We start from the raw sequence: 20,225 nt of genomic DNA, 5'->3' as shown, positions 1-20,225 counted from the left end.
GGTCCGACTCCCGAAATGACAACATAGGATTGCGAGGCAAACCCTCGCAATCCCCGCAGCCCCGCACTGCTCAGCCGCCCCTTGACCAATCTTCGCACGTGACCTTGACGTTTACGCAAACGTCAATAATTGCTACCTATCATGCCGTTCGTCGTGCGAGATCCAGGGAGCACTTCATGAGCACTTACCGGGCGCCAGTACGGGAGACCGCGTTCATCATTCGCGATGTGCTGAACTATCAGCGCTTCGGCAATATCGCCGGTTACGGCGAGCTCTCGCCCGACGTGCTCGACGCGATCCTGGAGGAAGGTGCCAGACTGGCCGAGAATATCATGCAGCCCCTGAACCGTACGGGCGACATGGAAGGCTGCACGCGGCATGAGGATGGCACTGTCTCAACGCCAAAGGGTTTCAAGGACGGATACCGCCAATATTGCCAGGGCGGCTGGATGGGTCTCTCCGCGCCCGCCGAATATGGCGGCCAGGGCCTGCCCTATCTGGTTCACACCGCTGTCGGCGAATATCTCTCCTCTGCCAATATGGCGCTGATGATGTATCCGGGCCTTACGCAAGGCGCGATCGCGGCAATCCTTGCCCACGGCTCCGACGAGCAGAAGCAGACCTATCTGCCGAAGCTGGTGGAAGGAACCTGGACCGGCACCATGAACCTGACCGAGCCCCATTGCGGCACGGATCTGGGTCTTCTGCGCACCAAGGCCGTGCCGAACGGCGACGGCAGCTATAAAATCTCCGGCCAGAAGATTTTCATCTCCGCGGGCGAGCACGACATGGCGGAGAATATCGTCCACCTCGTGCTGGCCCGCATCGAAGGGGCGCCTGAGGGGACGAAAGGCATCTCGCTCTTCATCGTGCCGAAGCTGCAGCTCGATCAGACCGGCAATCCTGCCGGTCCCAACGGCGTCTCCTGCGGCTCGATCGAAGAAAAGATGGGCATTCACGGCAACGCCACCTGCGTCATGAACTATGACGAGGCGCAAGGCTACCTGCTTGGCGCGGAGAATGGCGGGCTGAAGGCGATGTTCACGATGATGAACGAGGCGCGCCTTGGTGTTGCTCTTCAAGGCCTCGCCGTGGCCGAAGCGGCCTACCAGAATGCTGCCGATTATGCTCGCGACCGCCTGCAGGGACGCTCGCTTTCCGGCGCCAAGGTACCGGACAGGCAAGCTGACCCAATCATCGTGCACCCGGATATCCGCCGCAACCTGGCCACGATCCGAGCCTTCAACGAAGCCGGCCGAGCGCTCCTTCTCTGGACCGCGCTGCAATCGGATATCGCGCACCGCAGCGAGGACGAAAAGGCGCGGCAGATGGCCGAAGACCACCTTGCCCTCATGACGCCCGTGCTGAAGGGCGTCCTTACCGACAAGGGTTTCGAGCATGCGGTGATGGCGCAACAGGTCTTCGGCGGGCACGGCTATATCGAAGAAAACGGTATGAGCCAGTTCGTGCGCGATGCCCGCATCGCCATGATTTATGAAGGCGCCAACGGCATCCAGGCACTCGATCTTGTAGGCCGCAAGCTCGCCCAGGACGGGGGGCGTGCGGTGCAGACCTTCTTCAAGACGGTCGGCGACTTCTGCGAGGAGCACCGTTCGGACGAGAGGATGGCGCCCGATACCAAGGCGCTCAAAAAGGGGCTGAACGACCTGCAGGCGGCCACGCTCTGGCTCATGCAGAACGCGGTGCAGAAACCGGACAATGCCGGCGCCGCCTCCTACGACTACATGCACCTTTTCGGTCTCGTGGCGCTGGGCTTCATGTGGGGCCGCATGGTCAAGACAGCGCGGGACCAGTTGGCGGCGGGCGCCGACGGCGATGCAAGTTTCCTTGAGCAGAAGCTGCTTCTCGGCCGCTTCTTCATGGAGCGAGCGATGCCCGAGACCTCCGCACATCTTGCACGGATATGTTCCGGCGCCGATACGATGATGGCTATTCCGGCAGAGGCATTTTAGGGTAGCCCCGAGCAGGCGAGGATAAGGGAGACGGGAAATGGCTCAGGCATATGTCTATGATGCCGTGCGCACGCCGCGCGGCCGCGGCAAGAAGGACGGTTCACTGCACGAGGTGCCGGCGGTCCGGCTAGCCGCAAAGACGCTGGAAGCCGTCCGCGATCGCAACGCGCTCGACACGAGGCTTGTCGACGACATCATCTTCGGATGTGTCGATCCGGTTGGCGAAGCGGGCTCGGTGATCCCGCGCTCGGCCGCCTTCGAAGCCGGCTACGACAACAAGGCGCCGGGCATGCAGATCTCGCGCTTCTGCGCCTCCGGCCTTGACGCCATAAATCTCGGTGCCGCCAAAATCGCCGCCGGCTCCGACGAGATCGTGATCGCGGGCGGTGTGGAGTCCATGTCGCGGGTCGGGATGGGCATGTCGGGCGGCGCCTGGTTCATGGACCCGTCCGTCGGCCTGCCCGCCTATTTCATGCCGCAGGGCGTTTCCGCCGATCTCATCGCCACCAAATACGGCTTTTCGCGCGATGACGTGGATGCCTATGCGGTCGAGAGCCAGAAGCGGGCGAAGAAGGCCTGGGACAAGGGTTATTTCAAGAACTCGGTCATCCCGGTCAAGGACCAGAACGGCCTCACGATCCTCGACCACGACGAGCATATGCGCCCGGAAACGAACATGCAGGCTCTGGCTTCCCTCAATCCCTCCTTCGTCATGCCGGGCGAGATGGGCGGTTTCGATGCGGTGGCCGTGCAGCGCCATCCCGAGCTTGAGAGCGTCAACCACGTTCATCATGCCGGCAACTCCTCGGGGATCGTGGATGGTGCAGCGGCGGTGTTGCTCGGCTCCAAAAGTGCCGGCAAATCAATGGGCTTGAAGCCCCGGGCGAAGATTCGCGCCTTCACCAATATCGGCTCCGAACCTGCCCTCATGCTCACGGGTCCGGTGGATGTGACGGAGAAGCTTTTGAAGAAGGCCAAGATGAAGCTCTCCGACATCGACCTTTTCGAACTCAACGAGGCCTTCGCCTCGGTCGTGCTTCGTTACATCCAGGCCTTCGACATCGACCGCGAGAAGATCAATGTGAATGGCGGCGCGATCGCCATGGGCCATCCCTTGGGTGCCACGGGGGCCATGATCTTCGGCACGGTGCTAGACGAGCTGGAGCGGCGGGACCTGAACACCGCATTGGTCACGCTCTGCATCGGCGCCGGCATGGGCACGGCCACCATCATCGAGCGCGTCTAGAGGGAGGGGAAAGAGCATCATGGCCGACTACAAGAACTTCACCGTCGAGACCGATGCCGACGGCATCGCGCTCGTCACCTGGGACATGCCCGACCGCTCCATGAATGTCTTCACCGAGGAGGTGATGGACGAGTTGGACAGGATCATCGATCAGGTCGCCGGCGACGCCACGATTAAGGGCGCGGTCTTCACCTCCGGAAAGGATAGCTTTTCGGGCGGCGCTGATCTGACGATGCTGCAAAAGGTGTTAGGCCAGTTCCACAAGGAGAAGACGAAGAATCCCGAAAAGGCGATGCGGGAACTCTTCGACAATGCCGGCCGCATGAGCTGGCTTTGGCGCAAGTTGGAGACCTGCGGCAAGCCCTGGGTCTCCGCTATCAACGGCACCTGCATGGGCGGCGCCTTCGAGCTTTCGCTTGCCTGCCACGGCCGCGTTGCGGCGGATGATGAGACGGTGAAGCTCGCCCTGCCCGAGGTCAAGATCGGGATCTTCCCGGGCGCCGGAGGCACCCAGCGCGTGCCGCGGCTCGCCAACACGCAGGAAGCCCTGCAGATGCTCACATCCGGCCAGAACCTTTCGCCCACGCGGGCGAAAGCGATGGGCCTGGTGCACGAGATCGCTCCCCGGTCGAAGCTCGTCGATACGGCGAAGAAGATGATCAAGGACGGGTTGAAACCGGTGCAACCTTGGGACGAGAAGGGGTTCAAACTCCCTGGCGGGCCGGTCTACTCGGCCGCAGGTGCCAATCTCTGGCCGCCCGCGATCGCCATCCTGCGCCGCGAAACCTATGGCAATTATCCCGGCGCCACCGCCATATTGAAATGCGTCTATGAAGGGCTTCTGGTACCCTTCGATACGGGTCTCCGCATCGAACAGCGCTATTTCACCGAAATCATGCGGAGCAAAGAAGCGGCGGCCATGATCCGCTCGCTTTTCGTCTCGTTGCAGGAACTCAACAAGGGCGCGCGCAGGCCGAAAGAAGTCCCGGCCAAGAAGTTCCGCAAGATCGGGGTTCTCGGCGCGGGTTTCATGGGCGCCGGCATCGCGTATGTCACGGCAAAGGCGGGCATCCCGGTGGTGCTGATCGACCGCGATCAGGAATCCGCCGACAAGGGCAAGGCTCATTCGGCCGACCTGATGGATGGCCTCATTAAGAAGGGGCGCGCCACGGCGGAAGAGAAGGAGAAACTCCTCTCCCTCATCACGGCGACGCCGGATTATGCCGCGCTTGAAGGCGCCGATCTCGTGATCGAGGCGGTATTCGAGGATTCCAATGTGAAGAAGGAGGCAACGGAAAAAGCGGAAGCCGTTCTCAAATCCTCTGCCATCTTCGCCTCCAATACCTCGACGATCCCGATCACCAGCCTCTCAAAGAATTCGGCCCGGCCGAAAAATTTCATCGGCATCCACTTCTTCTCACCGGTCGACAAGATGATGCTCGTGGAGATCATCCTCGGCAAGAAGACGAGCGAAAAGGCTTTGGCGGTCGCGATCGATTATGTCCGTGCGATCAAGAAGACGCCGATCGTCGTGAACGACACGCGCGGCTTCTATGTGAACCGCTGTGTGCTGCGCTACATGCAGGAAGCCTATTCCATGCTGATCGAGGGCGTGCCCGCGCCGATGATCGAGAACGCCGCTAAAATGGCCGGCATGCCCGTGGGGCCGCTCGCGCTCACCGACGAGACGGCGATCGACCTCGCCCAGAAGATCATGAAGCAGACGATCCGCGATTTGGGCGAGAATGCAGTCGATCCGCGCCATATGGAGCTGATCGACACCATGGTCGACAAGCATGGAAGGCGCGGGCGCAAGAACGGCAAGGGATTTTACGAATACCCGCAGAAGCCGGCGAAGAAGTTCCTCTGGCCGGGACTCAAGGATCTCTACCGTCAACAGGATCCGGACAAGATCGATGTGGAGGAGTTGAAGGCCCGGTTCCTCTATGTGATCGCGCTGGAGGCCGCACGCGTGATGGAGGAAGGGATCGTCACCGACCCGCGGGAAGCGGATGTCGGCTCCATACTCGCCTTCGGCTTCGCGCCTTATACCGGCGGCGTCCTGTCCTTCATCGACGGCATCGGCGCCGCCGAATTCGTCAAGCATGCGCAGCGCCTGCAGAAGAAGTATGGCAAACAGTTCAAGCCGCCGAAGCTTCTTGTCGATATGGGCGACAAGGGCGAGACATTCTACGCCCGCTTTGCATCTGCAACCGCTGGCGACATGAAGAAGGCCGCCTGACGGGAACCGGCTCTTCAGTCGCGGAGAGCCGGCGCCTATTCATGGAAAGGCGAAGAGAAACACATGTATGTCTGGTTCAGACTCCTCCGCGTGGCGCTGACGGGCCGCCGCCGGGGACGCTTCAGGATGGGCGATGAAAGCAGGATCCCGCTCCGCTGCCTGCCCTCCGACATCGACATGAATTTCCATCTCAACAATGCGCGCTACATGATGCTGGCCGATCTCGGACGGATGGACATTTTCTTCCGCAGCGGGCTCATGGCTGCAGCCCGCAAGCGTGGTTGGGGGCCGATGCTCGGGGGCCTGCAGGTGAGCTATGTGCGGGAGATCCGCCCGTGGCAGCGCTTCGAACTGGTCTCCACCGTCGAGACTTGGGGCGGCACGCAGATCATCGGCCGCCATCGCTTCGTGCTGGCCGATGGCCGCACGGGGGCGATCATCCTCACCACCGGCGGCATCTATGATCGCCGAAACCGGCGCTTCGTGGAAATCTCCGAGGCCATGGCCGCGATCGGCCATGACCAGCCGCCACGTCCACCGACCGCGGAAGAGAAGGCCTTCATGGCCTCGCATCAGGGCCTGCGGGCGCTGGCAAAAAGCTTGAACTAGGCCCTTTCCCGCTGCACGTCGCCCCTCTACTTTCCAGCCAGCAGTCAAGCCGACCTGGAGACCTCATGCCCACCATCATCGACTATTATATGACGTCCGTTTCGCCCTACACCTATCTCGGGCATCAGACCTTTCGCGCGATCGCGCATAAACATGGCGTGTCCGTTCGCGTAAAGCCGGTAAATATCGGGCCCGTTTTCGAGAGTTCGGGTGCCCTGCCCGTTGCACAGCGGCCAGCGGTGCGGCAGCGCTACCGCAAGATAGAACTGCAGCGGGTGGCGGACTATCGCGGAATGCCTATCCACGTAGTGCCCAAATTCTGGCCGGTGGACCCGACCCTTGCCGATCACACCATCATCGCCGTGATCGAGGCCGGGCACGATCCCCTGAGCTATATGGATCGGGTGCTGGCCTCCGTCTGGGCCAATCAGGAGGACATCGCCGATGCCGGAACGCTCGCCTTCCATCTGAAGGCGGAGGGCTTGGATGCCGACGCCGTCCTGGACGCCGCTGGCAAGCCGGAGACTGCGGAAATCCGCGCACGGAACACTCAAGATGCAATCGCGGCCGATGTGGTGGGGCTGCCCGCCTGGGTGCTGAACGGAGAGCCATTTTGGGGCCAGGACAGGCTTGAATATCTCGATCAGGCCCTGGCGAGCGGTCGCAAAGCTTTCACTGCGTGAGCCAAGCGTTTATGGACAAGCCATTCCGCAAGGGTTAGAACAGCGGGTCCGAGGGTTTTTCCAGCCTTGGAAACGACAGACTGCGGAGGAAGAGGGGCGTGCTTTCCCACGAGAAGGTCTGGGCGGCTATTGACGCGCTTGCTGCGCGCCATTCGTTGTCCGCCTCAGGTCTTGCCAGGAAAGCAGGGCTCGATTCCACCGCCTTCAATCGGTCCAAGCGTTACTCTCCTGATGGCAGGCCGCGTTGGCCCTCGACGGAATCGCTCGCCAAGATCATGGATGCGACCGGCGTTTCGCTTGGCGAATTCACGGCCCTGATCGAAGGAATGGCGGAGCCGGCGCGGCGCAGGAATGGCCGTATCAGCGTGCCGCTGATCGGTTTTGCCCAGGCGGGAGCTGGCGGATATTTCACCGATGCCGGTTTTCCCGTGGGCCAAGGATGGGAGGAGGTGGAACTCCCCGGCCAGGTGAGCGAAGCTGCCTATGCACTGGAGGTGCAGGGTGATTCAATGCTGCCGCTTTACCGCAACGGCGATCTCTTGGTGGTGGAGCCATCCGCTCCGGTAAGGCGGGGCGACCGTGTGGTGGTCAGGACGCAGGAGGGCGAGGTGATGGCGAAGATCCTGCTGCGGCAGTCGTCCCGGCAGATCGAGCTCCTGTCGCTCAATCCGGATCACCCGAACCGCGTGCTGGACAATGAAGAAGTGGACTGGATCGCCCGCATCGTCTGGGCGAGCCAGTAGGCAAATGCCCTCCCCCCTTCGAGGGAGGGCAGATCCATTATACCGCGAGTTCTCCGGCCAGAGCCTTCTCGATCAAAACGCGTGTCTCTTGAAGTCCGTAGAGCGCGGCGAAAGACCCGAAACGCGGTCCCCGCTCCTGCCCCAGCAGAACCTGATAGAGCATCTGGAAGAAGGCGACGGAAACACCGGGGCCGCCGCTCGGACTCTGCTTTGCATGATCCTGGTAGCGCTCGATCCCACGCGCCACATCGAGCACCGCATTCTGGATCTCTTCGCCATCCGCGCTCTCCGGAAGAGCCGCAAGCTTATCCCGAAGCGCTTCCAGCGCCTGTCGCTCAACGGGATCCGGTTCGCGGAACTGCTTCGACGGCTTCACGAAATCGTCGAAATAGCGGATTGCATATTCAGTGAGCCTATCAAGCTCGGGATGAGTGTCGGGGGTCACGCCCGGCGCATAACGGGAGATGAAGCCCCAGAGCACGCCTTTCTCGCTCGCGTTGGAGGCGCTGACGAGATTGAGCAGCAGCGCAAACGGCACCGGCAGCTCAATCGCCGGCGGGTTGCCGTCGTGAATGTGCCAAACCGGGTTGCCCAGCCTGTTTTGCCAATCCTGACGGGGGTAGGCGGAGAGGAACGAATAGTAATCGTCCACGGCCTTCGGAATGACATCGAAGTAGAGCTTCTTCGCCGTCTTCGGCTTCTGGTACATGTAGAGCGATAGGCTCTCGGTCGGCGCGTAGGTCAACCACTCGTCGATGGTGAGCCCATTGCCCTTGGACTTTGAAATCTTCTGTCCCTTCTCGTCCAGAAAGAGCTCGTAGTTGAAGCCTTCAGGCGGCGTCCCGTCGAGCGCGGTGCAGATCTGCGCGGCCAGCTTGACGCTGTCGATCAGGTCCTTGCCCGACATTTCGTAATCAACGCCGAGGGCCGCCCAGCGCATCGCCCAGTCGGGCTTCCACTGCAGCTTGGCCTGTCCGCCAGTCACGGGCGTTTCGAAGCGCTCGCCGGTTTCGGGATCGCGCCAGACAATGGTGCCTGCATCAAGCTTACGCTCCTCGATCGGCACCTGCATTACCACCCCACTCTTCGGATGGATGGGCAGGAAGGGCGAATAGGTCTGCGCCCGCTCCTCGCGCAGCGAGGGCAGCATGATCGCCATGACCTCGTCGAAGCGCTCAAGGACCTTGAGCAAGGTCGCGTCGAACCGGCCCGATGCATAATATTCCGTCGAGGAAGCAAACTCGTAATCGAAACCGAACTGGTCAAGAAAGGCTCTGAGCCGCGCGTTGTTGGCTGCGCCGAACGAGCCGTGCTCGCTCCCGAACGGATCCGGCACGCGCGTCAAAGGCTTGCCGAGATACGCGCGAAGCATTTCCTGGTTCGGTACATTGTCAGGCACCTTTCTCAGGCCGTCCATGTCGTCCGAAAAGCAGAGGATTTTCGTCCTCACTTTGTCTTCGGTGATGATGCGGAACGCGTGCCGCACCATGGAGGTGCGAGCCACCTCGCCAAAGGTGCCGATATGCGGCAGCCCGGACGGGCCGTAGCCGGTTTCGAAAATCACCGTTTCAGGGAAGCTCTGTCCCTCGTAGCGTTTGACGATTTTCCGCGCCTCCTCGAAGGGCCAGGCTTTGCTTTCCGCAGCCGCCTGCAGCACTTCCGGGGTTAAGTCGAGCGCGTTTCCAAGCGTGATCGTCATTTGCTGTATCCGGTGAATGGTAGATGTTACCGCGTCCGGCGGCCACAAGGGCGGATTATGAGGCCGGATCGCCGTCTGGCGTGTAAGCCCACCAGCGCCATGCGTCAATCTCAACGCGATTCTTCGTTGCAGCCTGCTGGCGGCGTACCTACTTTCGTCGCTCACCGGAATGGAGAAGGATCGTATGACCGACAAGCCGTCGCCACAGGAAGCGCTGATCTATTTGATGGTCGTCATGTCCGCGGCTGACCGAGATATGACCGATGCCGAATTGAGCAGTATCGGACGGCTCGTGCGGACGCTGCCGGTCTTCGACGGTTTCGACCAGGAACGAATTCTCCCGACGGCGCGGCAATGCCAGCAACTTCTGCAGCAGCCGGATGGCCCCGAACGCGTGCTCGACCTGGTGCGCGACACCGTTCCACCGAGCCTTTACGATACTGCCTACTCCTTGGCCGTCGATGTCGTGGCAGCCGATCTCTATGTCGAGCCTGAGGAGATGCGCATGCTGCAGATCATACGCCGCAGGCTGAAGCTTGAGCCGCTGGTTGCTGCGGCGGTCGAACGTGCCGCGCGGGCAAGGCATCGCACTCTCGAAACAGCCCTTCAAGCTGCTCAGTAGAAGTTTACCGGGAAGTAACGGAGGTAGAGATCGGAAAGGGTTCCGTCCGCATCGATCTCCTGCAGCGCATAATTTAGCGCCTGGGCCAGCGTGGGCTGATCACTCCGCACCGCGATCGCGAGTCCTCGGCCCAGATATTCCGGCGCGATATACGCACCTCCCACAAAAACGCAGCAATTCTTGGCCGCCTCGCTCGGTAGCCAGAATGACAGGCGCATGCCGTCTCCGAAGATGGCGTCGACACTGCCTTGCGTCAGGGCGTTCTCGAGTTCCCTTTCGCCCGGAAAAGAGACGAGCGTGGCCTGCGTGAAAAGGTCGCGCAGCATCGTCTCATGCGCGGTTCCCGAAACCACGCCAACCCGTCTGCCCGCGATCGCCTTGTAGATGGGTTCACTGAGTTGGACATCCCGGCGAGTCACAAACCGTGCCGGAAACATCATATAAGAACGGGAGAACAGAAATTTCTCCCGACTTTCGGCAGTAATGGCCAGCCCGGCAATCACTGCCTCCCCGTCGCCGCGCTGGAGCGCGGATTCAAGCTCCTCGAAGGGGAGCGCCTGTATCTGGCATCGATTAAGCATGCCAAGCTCGCTGCAAATCGCCCGCGCAAGATCGATGTGGAGCCCGTTCAGACGACGATCCGTGTCGAGAAAGTTGAAGGGGAAGAAATCGGTTGTGGTCAGAAACCGCAACCGCTGGAAGGGCGTCATGTCCGGCTTTGCCAGGCGCTGTTTGGCATCCCAGAAACTCGGAATGTCCGCACGGGCGGCGGGCTGCCCGGCGGCAATGGCCAGCATGAGGGCCAAGACGAGACTCTTCGGGTTGCGCAAGCACAAATCTCCATTCACCAGCGCTTTTATATTCGAAAATTCTTTTCCCTCAACGCAATGAAAACGTGAGTGCGGCAGAGACCGGCAACCCGCATGCGGAGCAGAAAGCAAAACATTTATACTTTTGCGTGCATTCCCCATTGACTGTGGAAAACTTGTTAAACAATATGGACACGCAGGCGACCAACAGGGGTGGGAAATTCTTGGTCGTCAAGGGGGGTAATTATGCAAACGGAGCCTTTGGCCCGCCGTGGATGCGTAAGCATTCGCGCCGGGGGTATTTGGCCGCATCTTTCTAGCCGCTTCGAACGCGTTATGGCCAAATAGGCTTCAGGGCGTCTCCGCCCCACGTCAACGTAACGTATCCTTGATATTCAGCGGAGTTAGGGCCTCATGTATATGAGTGGCTCAGGCAGCATTTTGCGCGCCGAAATGATTTCGAATCCTACCGATCTTCCGTACGAGATCGACGGATCGTTCCACGTATCGCCATCGGGTCTTGCCCATTGGCGGCCGATCCTGGAACAACTGGGCGTGCCTTTTCGCGAGATGGAGAATATCGAGCGGAAGGCGCAGCTCGCGGGCGTTCCCTTCCAGATTGAACTCCAGTCTTCAGGGATTGTGCGCGAAGAAGCCCTATTTCAAGCATTCGCGGCGCATCTGGGCCTACCCTTCGATGCGGAAATCGCCCCTGAAAGCCTCTTTCTGCCGGAAGGAAAGGGGTTGGAGGCACTCCGCCTACCCTATGGTACCGGCCCCGTTATCGCGCTGAAGGATAGAGGTCGGACCACCTATCTCGTCGCGCCGGAGCGCCTGGATATTTCGGCAATGCAGCGTTTTCTCAAGCAGCACAACGATATCGCAAGTTGCATCCGCATAGTGCCGCCGACGGTATTGCGCAACGCCCTGAGACATCGCGCCAAGGAAAGTTTGGCGCGCATGGCGGTCAATGGCTTGTTCGAGGCGATGCCCGAATTTTCCGCCCGCAACGTGCTCAATGCCTGGCAAGGCTTCGCGCTCGGCAGTGTCGGCGCCATTCTCGTGATGCTCGTCATGCTCGCGCCGTCATCCGCGCTGATCGGCCTGCATCTTCTGCTTTCGGTATTGTTCCTCGCCTGCGTTTTGTTACGGGTGGCAGTCAGCCAGGAAGCGCGACAGCCTTCTCCCCCCACCAGTCTCACGGCAATGCGGCCGGACGAAATGCCTGTTTATACGGTGCTGGTCGCACTTTACCGGGAGGCCGAGGTCGTCCCGGATCTGCTCGTGGCGCTGGGCCGGCTCGTGTGGCCTCGCAGCAAGCTGGAGATCAAGCTTGTCTGCGAAAGCGACGACCACGAGACTCTTGCCGCCATCCGCGCACAGCAGTTGCGCTCCTATATCGAAGTCATCGAAGTGCCGCCGTGCGGCCCGCGCACGAAGCCCAAGGCACTATCCTTTGCGCTCCCTTTGGCCACCGGAGAGTTCGTCGTCCTGTTCGATGCCGAAGACCGGCCGCACCCGTTCCAGTTGGTCGAGGCTTGGGAGCGTTTCCGCAGTGAAAGTGATGACCTCGCCTGCCTCCAGGCACCGCTGGTGATCACGAACAAGGGAGAAAGTTGGATCGCGTCGATGTTCGCCTTCGAATACGCGGCCCTTTTCCGCGGCATTCTGCCCTGGCTGGCCAAACGCGGCCTTGTCCTTCCGCTCGGCGGAACGTCCAACCATTTCCGCCGCGCAGTGCTCGAGCGTGTCGGCGGATGGGACCCGTGCAATGTGACCGAGGATGCCGATCTTGGACTGAGGCTCGCGCGGATGGGCTACAAGACCGGAACGATAAGCCTGCCCACCTATGAGGACGCTCCAGCGACTGCGCGCATCTGGCTGCCTCAGCGTACCCGCTGGTTCAAAGGCTGGATGCAGACCTGGCTGGTGCATATGCGAGACGTGCCCAGGCTCTATCGGGAACTCGGAAGAACGTCATTTCTCATCACCCAGATCCTGACATTGGGCATGTGGATCTCTGCCCTCGCCTATATCGGTTTTCCGATAAGCGCGGGCACCATGCTGACCATCATGGCAATCCAAGGCGACTTCCTGAGCCACTACACGGCACTTCTTGCGCTCGATATCGTGAATGTCGTGTTCGGGCATGGCGCCTTCCTGGCGCTAGGCTGGCGAGCCCTGCCCAAGACGGAGCAGCAAGGCCTGTGGTGGCACATGCTCTGCATACCCTTCTATTGGCTGCTGCTTTCTGCCGCCGCGTGGCGAGCGCTGTGGCAACTCTACCGATGCCCGCACGCGTGGGAGAAAACGCCGCACCGCCCCAGCCGGTGGAAGACGCGAGAGGTTCAGCGCAGGAAACCTGGCCCGAACCCGACGATGGTGGGGTCCTCTTCGCCAATCGCTTCCTCGTCCCGACCGGCATAAGGCAGGGAAAGGAGGATGCGGCGGATGACGGCAAGCCGGGCGCGCCGCTTGTCATTGGCAAGAATAATGGTCCAGGGGGCGTAGTCCGTGTGCGTCCTCTCGATCATGATATCCCGCATACGGGTATAATCGTCCCACTTCTCCATACCGGCGATATCCATCGGAGAAAATTTCCAACACTTCAGCTGGCTGTGTACACGATCGTGGAATCGCTTGAGCTGCGTTTCCCGGCCGATGTTCAGCCAGAATTTGAAAAGCGGAATGCCCTCGTTCACGATGGAGCGCTCGAAGTCAGGCGTTTCTCGAAGGAAATGCTCGTGCTGGGCCGGGGTGCAGAAACCCATCACCGGTTCGACCGTGCCGCGGTTGTACCAGGAACGATCGAAGGTGACGAACTCTCCTGCCGTCGGGAAATGCGTGATGTAGCGCTGGTAGTACCATTGGCCGAGCTCGGTCTCGGTCGGCTTCGGCAGTGCCACATTGCGCGCAGTACGCGGATTCATGTTTTGCCGGAGATGATGGATCGAGCCGCCTTTGCCTGCCGCGTCGCGGCCTTCGAAGAGCGCTATCACGCGGCCGCCGGTCGCCTGCAGCCAGCCCTGCAACTTGACGAGCTCGATCTGCAGCCTCTCCAGCTCCTTCGCATACTTCCTGCGTTTGAGCTTTTCCTTATATGGATAGCCGCCGGCGCTCAGAGCCCGCTCCTCGATCCAACGCGGGAGCTTGGGATCCGCGATATCGAATTTGCGCTTCACTCCATCGACATCGAGCAAAAGCGGCTTCGAAGCAGGGAGCGAAGACTTATCCAGAGGCTTGTTCATAAACTTTATTCCTTGCGGCATTAGGCTCGATGCTAGTCGCGGCGGCTGGGACGGTCTAGTAGCGGGGCAAGGGCGCGGGAGATTGATGAACATCAGGCTGAAGTCTTTGTTACCAGACCTGTTCACATCTGCGGGCAAGCGGCTCGTCCGCCACCGTTTTGTGCTGGCTTCCTCGGTGATCGCGTGTTTGACGCTCGATCTTGCCTATGGAGGCAGAGGGATCGGCGCGGCGATCGCGGTCGCCTTCATCATGGCAGCAGCTCTGCTTGTACCCGGCAGAACCGCCGAGAAGCCAAGGGAAGAGCGTCGCGACGGCGCCACGAGGATTGAAACGCTCCTTGCTACGGACCTGGCGGAAGCTGTCCAGGATCCTCTTTTCGTCTCCAATGCGAGTGGCGATATCGTGTATGCGAACGAGGCCGCGTCGGTTGCGTTCGGGACTGTTGCGCCCGGAATGCCCCTGCAACTCAAGTTCCGCGCACCGGAGATGCACGATTTCATCGCCCGCGTGATGGAAGGGGGAGCCGGCCCCTTCGGAATAGATTACGTAGAGCGTGTGCCGCTCGAAAGGGCCTACCGGGTATCCGCCACACGGATCGGCGACGGTTCCGGGTTGTTCGTGCTCTTGTTCCGCGACCAGAGCGAGGCGCGCCGCATCGACCGGATGAGAGCGGATTTCATAGCGAATGCGAGCCATGAGCTGAGGACGCCCTTGGCATCCATCGCCGGCTTCATCGAAACGCTGCGCGGGCCGGCTCGCGACGACCCGAAGGCGCGCGAAGCCTTCCTGCAGATCATGCAGGACCAGACCTCGCGCATGGCCCGGCTCATCGATGACCTGCTCTCGCTCTCGCGCCTGGAGGTAAAGCCTTATGGAAAGCCCAGCGAGAGGGTGGATTTACGAATGGTGGTGGGTGGAGTGCGCGATGCTCTTGCCGCGCGTGCCAAGGATTCAGGGGTGGAAATCGAACTCGACATGCCGCCCGAACCACTCGAAGTGCTGGGGCATCGCGACGAGCTCTTCCAGGTATTCGAGAATCTGCTCGAGAACGCCTGCAAATATGGCAGTTCCGGAGGGCGCGTTGTCGCCTCGGCCCGCAAGGCCGCCGATGGATCGGAAAGGATCGTCACCATTCGGGATTTCGGTCCCGGAATCCCGGAGGAGCATATCCCTCGCCTGACCGAGCGCTTCTATCGCGTCGAGATAGGCGCCGGCCGCCCGCAGAAGGGCACGGGCCTCGGCTTGGCCATCGTGAAGCACATTCTTACGCGCCACGACGCACGGCTTTCCATCCGCTCGAAAATGGGAGAGGGGTCCTCCTTCACCGTCCATTTCCCCGCGCCGGACTAACCGCGAGCGCGCCTTTTCTTTATTGCGCGGCAAATCTTCTCTTTCAGCCAGTTTCTTTTTTCCGTCATGTAGATAGCCTAGCTATGATGGTTACGGGGTGATTTGCTCCAGGAGGCCCCAGATGCAAAGCCAACACATCATGCGATCCTTCGATGAGGAGTTGCGGTTTCTCGCCAATCAGATCGGCGGGATGGGCGGCTATGCCGAACGCATGGTGGACGAAGCCGTTTCAGCGCTTGTGACCGGCGATCCCGCGCTGGCCCGAAAAGTCATCGCCGATGACGCCTTCCTCGACCAGAAGGAGCGCGAAATCGGCGAGAAGGCGGTGATCATCATCGCCAAACGCCAGCCCATGGCACGGGATTTGCGGGAAATCGTCGGCGCAATCCGTATTTCCGGCGACCTGGAACGCATCGGCGACCTTGGCAAGAACATTGCGAAGCGGGTCGTCGCCATCACTGAGACGCGCCAGCCGGTGCGGCTCTTTCGCGGGCTTTCCTCGCTCAGCGATCTCGCGTTGACGCAGCTGAAGGAAGTGCTCGATGCCTATGCTTCGCGCTCGGCGGAAAAGCTCGGCCTGGTTCGCGATCGCGACGAGGAAATCGATGCCATGTACACGTCGCTCTTTCGCGAGCTCCTGACCTATATGATGGAGGACCCGCGGAACATTACGGCCTGCACGCATCTGATTTTCTGCGCGAAGAACATCGAGCGGATAGGCGACCATGCGACCAATGTGGCCGAGACCGTCTATCATATCGTGACCGGCACCACGATGCCGCCCGAGCGGCCCAAGGAAGACCAGAGCCACAAGGTGGTGGCGCCCGTGCCGACGGAAACGTCCGAATAGAAGCCGGCCCTTCCGGCTTCCCGTTACTCCGCTACGCCCGCTTCAAAAAGGAAGGCGGCTGACGCCGCCCAAGAAGGTTGGTCCGCTCGTTATTGCCCGTCCCTTTATTTGCTGCGGCGACGCTCCCATGCGGGCTGATAGGCCAGCCGGGAGTGATAGGTGCAATAAGGGCCTGAATCGCCCGTATCGCCCCCACAAAAACTGAAATCGTCCGCAAGCGGATCACCGTTCGGCCACTTGCAGGTGCGCTCAGTGAGCTCGACCAGCTTCAGATTCCGCGAAATGGGAACCACCACATTCTCGACCGGACGCAGGAACTGATGGGTGACCGCTTCTTCCTCGAACTGCATCTTCAGCGCGGTGGCGCCGATGGAAGTGGCAACCGGCCGAGGGCTGGTGGCATGTTGCTTACGCGCGCTTGCCGCAGCGGCTGCGCCGCTCGCCGCAGCGGCGGTTGCCGCCTTCTTGCGGCGCGCAGGCGCAGCCGTGGCCCGCCCCCGGGCCGAAAGTTTCAGACGGTGTACCTTGCCGATGACAGCGTTACGGCTGACGCCGCCCAACTGTGCGGCAATCTGGCTGGCACTCAGCCCCTCCGACCAAAGCTTCTTCAAAAGTTCGACGCGCTCGTCAGTCCAGTTCATCAGGACAGGCTCCTGTGCAAGCGTGCGGAATCCCTGCCCCCTCTACCAGGCCAACGCCTGGTAGACACCACATCTACATGGGTCTGAAGGTCCGCCGCACGAAATCTAGTCGTTACCCGGTCAAACTACCTTATCGGTTGACTCGGTGACAAGAGTCCGACTCCGATCGCGAATCGGTTTTTGTGGTTTTCCCCAACTTGGGGCATTTCCGATAATCTTTCCTTCACATTCCACTTCGTCCCGGCAAACCGTCTTTTCGTTGACTTCGCGGGGGAAAACGCTGATAAAAACACCGCGTGCCGCCCCTGGGGCGGCATTTTGGTTTCATCAACCTTGCGGCCTGACGCCGTCGAGAATATCCCGGAGAACGTGTCCATGAGCGGTTCGGCGCTTTTCGATACTTTTGCGAGGCTCCCCCTCTCCTTCGAGCAGGGGGAAGGTTCGTGGCTTATCACCGCCGACGGGACGCGATACCTCGATTTTGCGGCGGGCATAGCGGTAAATTCGCTTGGACACGGCCACCCGCATCTCGTCGCGGCTCTGACGGAGCAGGCGAACAAGCTCTGGCATGTTTCCAATCTCTATGAGATCCCCGGCCAAAGCCGCTTGGGCGCACGCCTCGTGGAGCACAGTTTTGCGGACAAGGTGTTCTTCACCAATTCCGGCGCGGAAGCACTGGAATGCGCCATCAAGACGGCGCGGCGCTATCACTATGTCAACGGACAGGAAAGCCGGTTTAGGGTCATCACCTTTGAAGGTGCATTCCACGGGCGAACCCTCGCCACAATAGCTGCGGGCGGTCAGAAGAAATATCTGGAAGGCTTCGGCCCGAAGGTGGAAGGTTTCGACCAGATCCCCTTTGGAGATTTGCAAGCGGTCGAAAAGGCGATCACCCCCGACACCGCCGCGATCCTGATGGAGCCCATCCAGGGAGAAAGCGGCATCCGCGTGCCGCCGGCACAATTCGTGCGCGGCCTGCGTGACCTCTGCGATAAGCACGGCGTGCTGCTGATCTTCGACGAGGTGCAGACGGGCATCGGCCGCACCGGCAAACTCTTTGCTTATGAATGGACCGGCGTTACGCCCGATATCGCGACCATAGCCAAAGGCATAGGCGGCGGTTTCCCGCTCGGCGCTTGCCTTGCCACCGAAGAGGCTGCGAAGGGCATGACGCCGGGTGTCCACGGCACCACCTTCGGCGGCAATCCTCTTGCGATGGCAGTTGGGAATGCGGTGCTCGACGTTATCCTCGAACCCGGCTTTCTCGAGGAGGTCGCCCGCAAAGGCCTGCTCCTCAAGCAGGGCCTTGCCGCGATTGCCGACGAGTTTCCGCAGGTGGTTGAGGAAATCCGCGGCACGGGACTGCTATTGGGCATTCGTTGCAAGTTTCCACCCTCGGCCCTGCAACAGACCATGCGCGACGAGAAGATACTGGGTGCGCCAGCCGGCGATAATGTGCTTCGCCTCCTGCCTCCGCTCAATGTCACCGACGAAGACATCCAGGAAGGGCTGGAGCGCATCCATCGCGCGGTGGAGGCCCTGGCCTCGGCTCCCGCCATGACGGCATCGGCAAAGGTATGACCGCCGTGGCACGCAATTTCATCGATCTTTCGACCGTTTCAGCCACCGAACTCCGGTCCATGCTGGACGACGCGCGGGAGCGCAAGGCTCTGCTGAAGGCGGGCCAGGCCGACAAGCCCTTCGAGGGCAAAGTGCTTGCCATGATCTTCGACAAGCCGTCGACCCGCACGCGCGTTTCCTTCGACGTGGCCATGCGCCAGCTCGGCGGCGAGACCATCATGCTCACCGGCGCGGAAATGCAGCTCGGCCGCAGCGAGACAATCGCCGACACGGCCAAGGTTCTCTCGCGCTACGTAGATGCGATCATGATCCGCACAACGGCGCATGAGCGGCTGCTTGAGCTTGCCGAGAACGCGACCGTGCCCGTCATCAACGGGCTCACGGACGACACGCATCCCTGTCAGATCATGGCCGATATCATGACCTTCGAGGAGCATCGCGGCAGTGTGAAAGACAGGCTGTTCGCCTGGTCGGGCGACGGGAACAACGTTCTGCACTCCCTTCTGGAGGCCTCCGCGCGGTTCGGATTCCGATTAAATGTCGCGACGCCCGTTGGCAGCGAGCCTTCCGCTCACTATGTGGAGTGGGCAAAGGCCAATGGCGGGCGCATAACGCTTACCCACGACCCGGAAGCGGCGGTGCGCGACGCAGACTGCGTTGTGACCGATACCTGGGTCTCGATGGGCCAGGAACACCGCGCCCGCGGCCATAACGTGTTCCAACCCTTTCAAGTGAACGAGAGGCTGATGAGCTTCGCGAAGAAGGACGCACTTTTCATGCACTGCCTGCCCGCCCATCGTGGCGAGGAAGTGACGGACGCCGTGATAGACGGGCCGCACTCGGTGGTGTTCGACGAGGCCGAAAACCGGCTGCACGCGCAAAAAGCCGTTCTCGCCTGGTGTCTCAGCCAGTGAACGACAACACAACAAAATTGGGCGATTTCGGTTTCGCCGGTGACGATCACGTCGTGCCCTTCGAGGTGGAGGGGCTCGACGTGCGTGGCCGCGCCGTGCAGGTCGGTGCCATGCTCGACCAGATCCTGGAACGCCATGAATACCCGGAGCCGGTCTCGCGGCTGCTGGCCGAAGTCGTAGTGCTCACCGTCCTGCTCGGCAGCTCCCTTAAATTCGACGGCAAGTTCATCGTCCAGACGCGGTCTGACGGCCCGGTCGATATGCTCGTGGCGGATTTCTCCACCCCGGGTTCGGTACGCGCCTATGCCCGGTTCGACGAAGCCCGGCTTGCCGAAGCCGTTGAGCAGGGAGCAACTTCGCCCGAAGCCCTCCTCGGGGCAGGCGTTCTGGCGCTGACGATCGATCAAGGCCCCTATATGCAGCGCTATCAGGGGATCGTGCAGCTTGACGGCTCCACGTTGGAGGATGTGGCGCGCAGCTATTTCCGCCAGTCGGAGCAGATCCCGACAGAAGTGCGCCTCGGCGTTGCACGCATGGTCGTTCCCGGCGAGAGTGGCGGAGGGCGGTGGCGCGCTGGCGGCCTGCTTATTCAGTTCCTGCCGTCCGCGCCTGAACGTGCCCGCATGTCAGACCTGCCGGGCGGCGATGGCGACGATGAGAACGAAGGCAACGGTCATCCCGAGGACAATGCCTGGCAGGAAGCGCTGGCCTTGCTCAACACGGTCGAGATCGATGAGCTGCTTGATCCCACTGTGGGCGCCGAAAGGCTCCTCTACCGGCTCTTCCACGAGCAGGGAGTGCGGGTCTATGAGGGCGTGAACGTCATCGATAACTGCTCCTGCTCGCGCGAGAAGATCAAGAGCATCCTCGACGGGTTCACCGCCGAGGAAATCAAGGAAAGCACCGAAGACGGCGTGATCCGGGTCAATTGCGAATTCTGTTCGAAGGAATATCTCTTCGACCCCAGGGAGTTCGAGGAGGAGCAGAATTCGGGAGGCTCGGCCGACAGCTGAG

General features: G+C 61.0%; 17 protein-coding genes. 13 read left to right on the top strand and 4 right to left on the bottom strand.

Annotated features, from left to right (window positions below):
- The first annotated feature begins 176 nt into the window (after positions 1-176).
- The 6 genes from CHEJ32_RS0101750 (at position 177) to CHEJ32_RS0101725 (ending at position 7,496) form a co-directional block, all read left to right on the top strand.
- A complete protein-coding gene (locus CHEJ32_RS0101750; RefSeq protein ID WP_028032298.1) occupies positions 177-1,973 on the top strand; it encodes an acyl-CoA dehydrogenase C-terminal domain-containing protein in 1,797 nt (598 codons plus the stop codon).
- A 37-nt stretch (positions 1,974-2,010) separates the two neighbouring features.
- Complete coding sequence (locus tag CHEJ32_RS0101745; protein ID WP_028032297.1) at positions 2,011-3,219, top strand: acetyl-CoA C-acetyltransferase; 1,209 nt, start codon at positions 2,011-2,013, stop codon at positions 3,217-3,219.
- A gap of 19 nt (positions 3,220-3,238) precedes the next feature.
- Positions 3,239-5,461, top strand: a complete 2,223-nt coding sequence (locus CHEJ32_RS0101740) for a 3-hydroxyacyl-CoA dehydrogenase NAD-binding domain-containing protein (RefSeq protein WP_028032296.1) — start codon at positions 3,239-3,241, stop codon at positions 5,459-5,461.
- A gap of 63 nt (positions 5,462-5,524) precedes the next feature.
- On the top strand, positions 5,525-6,070 hold the full coding sequence (locus CHEJ32_RS0101735; RefSeq protein WP_028032295.1) for a thioesterase family protein: 546 nt from the start codon (positions 5,525-5,527) through the stop codon (positions 6,068-6,070).
- Between the two features lie 65 nt (positions 6,071-6,135).
- On the top strand, positions 6,136-6,753 hold the full coding sequence (locus CHEJ32_RS0101730) for a 2-hydroxychromene-2-carboxylate isomerase (protein WP_028032294.1): 618 nt from the start codon (positions 6,136-6,138) through the stop codon (positions 6,751-6,753).
- Between the two features lie 98 nt (positions 6,754-6,851).
- Positions 6,852-7,496, top strand: coding sequence for a helix-turn-helix transcriptional regulator (locus tag CHEJ32_RS0101725; RefSeq protein ID WP_028032293.1), 645 nt, complete (start codon positions 6,852-6,854; stop codon positions 7,494-7,496).
- Positions 7,497-7,533: 37 nt separating this feature from the next.
- On the opposite strand, the gene CHEJ32_RS0101720 is transcribed toward CHEJ32_RS0101725, so the two are convergent.
- Complete coding sequence (locus CHEJ32_RS0101720; RefSeq protein WP_028032292.1) at positions 7,534-9,195, bottom strand: lysine--tRNA ligase; 1,662 nt, start codon at positions 9,193-9,195, stop codon at positions 7,534-7,536.
- Between the two features lie 184 nt (positions 9,196-9,379).
- On the opposite strand from CHEJ32_RS0101720, the gene CHEJ32_RS0101715 reads away from it, so the two are divergent.
- A complete protein-coding gene (locus CHEJ32_RS0101715; RefSeq protein WP_084032640.1) occupies positions 9,380-9,817 on the top strand; it encodes a tellurite resistance TerB family protein in 438 nt (145 codons plus the stop codon).
- On the opposite strand, the gene CHEJ32_RS0101710 is transcribed toward CHEJ32_RS0101715, so the two are convergent.
- Entirely contained in the window at positions 9,811-10,647 is an 837-nt protein-coding gene (locus tag CHEJ32_RS0101710; RefSeq protein ID WP_028032290.1) for a transporter substrate-binding domain-containing protein, read from the bottom strand. The two genes, CHEJ32_RS0101715 and CHEJ32_RS0101710, sit on opposite strands and share 7 nt — an antisense overlap.
- A 393-nt stretch (positions 10,648-11,040) precedes the next feature.
- Between CHEJ32_RS0101710 and CHEJ32_RS23665 the strand changes: the two genes are divergently transcribed.
- Entirely contained in the window at positions 11,041-13,053 is a 2,013-nt protein-coding gene (locus CHEJ32_RS23665) for a glycosyltransferase (RefSeq protein WP_245260914.1), read from the top strand.
- Here the strand turns inward: CHEJ32_RS23665 and ppk2 are convergent.
- On the bottom strand, positions 12,975-13,874 hold the full coding sequence (gene ppk2 / locus CHEJ32_RS0101700; protein WP_028032289.1) for a polyphosphate kinase 2: 900 nt from the start codon (positions 13,872-13,874) through the stop codon (positions 12,975-12,977). The two genes, CHEJ32_RS23665 and ppk2, sit on opposite strands and share 79 nt — an antisense overlap.
- Positions 13,875-13,959: 85 nt before the next feature.
- On the opposite strand from ppk2, the gene CHEJ32_RS0101695 reads away from it, so the two are divergent.
- On the top strand, positions 13,960-15,225 hold the full coding sequence (locus tag CHEJ32_RS0101695; protein WP_051469324.1) for an ATP-binding protein: 1,266 nt from the start codon (positions 13,960-13,962) through the stop codon (positions 15,223-15,225).
- Between the two features lie 121 nt (positions 15,226-15,346).
- Positions 15,347-16,075, top strand: coding sequence for a phosphate signaling complex protein PhoU (gene phoU / locus CHEJ32_RS0101690; RefSeq protein WP_028032287.1), 729 nt, complete (start codon positions 15,347-15,349; stop codon positions 16,073-16,075).
- 104 nt (positions 16,076-16,179) lie between these two features.
- Here the strand turns inward: phoU and CHEJ32_RS0101685 are convergent, their stop codons facing one another.
- Positions 16,180-16,716 carry a GcrA family cell cycle regulator gene (locus CHEJ32_RS0101685; RefSeq protein ID WP_028032286.1) on the bottom strand — a complete coding sequence of 179 codons (537 nt, stop codon included), beginning with the start codon at positions 16,714-16,716 and terminating at the stop codon, positions 16,180-16,182.
- Between the two features lie 375 nt (positions 16,717-17,091).
- Between CHEJ32_RS0101685 and CHEJ32_RS0101680 the strand changes: the two genes are divergently transcribed.
- The 3 genes from CHEJ32_RS0101680 to CHEJ32_RS0101670 are packed head-to-tail and all read left to right on the top strand — an operon-like array spanning position 17,092 to position 20,224.
- Entirely contained in the window at positions 17,092-18,297 is a 1,206-nt protein-coding gene (locus CHEJ32_RS0101680) for an aspartate aminotransferase family protein (protein WP_028032285.1), read from the top strand.
- The gene (argF, locus tag CHEJ32_RS0101675) at positions 18,294-19,211 is read left to right on the top strand and encodes an ornithine carbamoyltransferase (protein ID WP_028032284.1); all 918 of its coding nucleotides are present in this window, start codon (positions 18,294-18,296) and stop codon (positions 19,209-19,211) included. The genes CHEJ32_RS0101680 and argF overlap by 4 nt, the downstream gene beginning before the upstream one ends.
- Complete coding sequence (locus tag CHEJ32_RS0101670) at positions 19,208-20,224, top strand: Hsp33 family molecular chaperone (protein WP_028032283.1); 1,017 nt, start codon at positions 19,208-19,210, stop codon at positions 20,222-20,224. The genes argF and CHEJ32_RS0101670 overlap by 4 nt, the downstream gene beginning before the upstream one ends.
- The last annotated feature ends 1 nt before the right edge of the window (position 20,225 follow it).

Source organism: Chelativorans sp. J32, from assembly GCF_000518985.1.
Classification (GTDB): Bacteria; Pseudomonadota; Alphaproteobacteria; order Rhizobiales; family Rhizobiaceae; genus Chelativorans.
This window is presented reverse-complemented; position numbering and strand designations above follow the sequence as displayed.

Excerpts from the sequence above, each read along its gene's own strand:
- argF (WP_028032284.1), top strand. The coding sequence starts at position 18,294 with ATGACCGCCGTGGCACGCAATTTCATCGATCTTTCGACCGTTTCAGCC.
- CHEJ32_RS0101740 (WP_028032296.1), top strand. The coding sequence starts at position 3,239 with ATGGCCGACTACAAGAACTTCACCGTCGAGACCGATGCCGACGGCATC.
- CHEJ32_RS23665 (WP_245260914.1), top strand. The coding sequence starts at position 11,041 with ATGTATATGAGTGGCTCAGGCAGCATTTTGCGCGCCGAAATGATTTCG.
- CHEJ32_RS0101715 (WP_084032640.1), top strand. The coding sequence starts at position 9,380 with ATGACCGACAAGCCGTCGCCACAGGAAGCGCTGATCTATTTGATGGTC.
- CHEJ32_RS0101680 (WP_028032285.1), top strand. The coding sequence starts at position 17,092 with ATGAGCGGTTCGGCGCTTTTCGATACTTTTGCGAGGCTCCCCCTCTCC.
- ppk2 (WP_028032289.1), bottom strand. The coding sequence starts at position 13,874 with ATGAACAAGCCTCTGGATAAGTCTTCGCTCCCTGCTTCGAAGCCGCTT.
- CHEJ32_RS0101685 (WP_028032286.1), bottom strand. The coding sequence starts at position 16,716 with ATGAACTGGACTGACGAGCGCGTCGAACTTTTGAAGAAGCTTTGGTCG.
- phoU (WP_028032287.1), top strand. The coding sequence starts at position 15,347 with ATGCAAAGCCAACACATCATGCGATCCTTCGATGAGGAGTTGCGGTTT.
- CHEJ32_RS0101745 (WP_028032297.1), top strand. The coding sequence starts at position 2,011 with ATGGCTCAGGCATATGTCTATGATGCCGTGCGCACGCCGCGCGGCCGC.
- CHEJ32_RS0101750 (WP_028032298.1), top strand. The coding sequence starts at position 177 with ATGAGCACTTACCGGGCGCCAGTACGGGAGACCGCGTTCATCATTCGC.
- CHEJ32_RS0101735 (WP_028032295.1), top strand. The coding sequence starts at position 5,525 with ATGTATGTCTGGTTCAGACTCCTCCGCGTGGCGCTGACGGGCCGCCGC.
- CHEJ32_RS0101720 (WP_028032292.1), bottom strand. The coding sequence starts at position 9,195 with ATGACGATCACGCTTGGAAACGCGCTCGACTTAACCCCGGAAGTGCTG.
- CHEJ32_RS0101730 (WP_028032294.1), top strand. The coding sequence starts at position 6,136 with ATGCCCACCATCATCGACTATTATATGACGTCCGTTTCGCCCTACACC.
- CHEJ32_RS0101695 (WP_051469324.1), top strand. The coding sequence starts at position 13,960 with ATGAACATCAGGCTGAAGTCTTTGTTACCAGACCTGTTCACATCTGCG.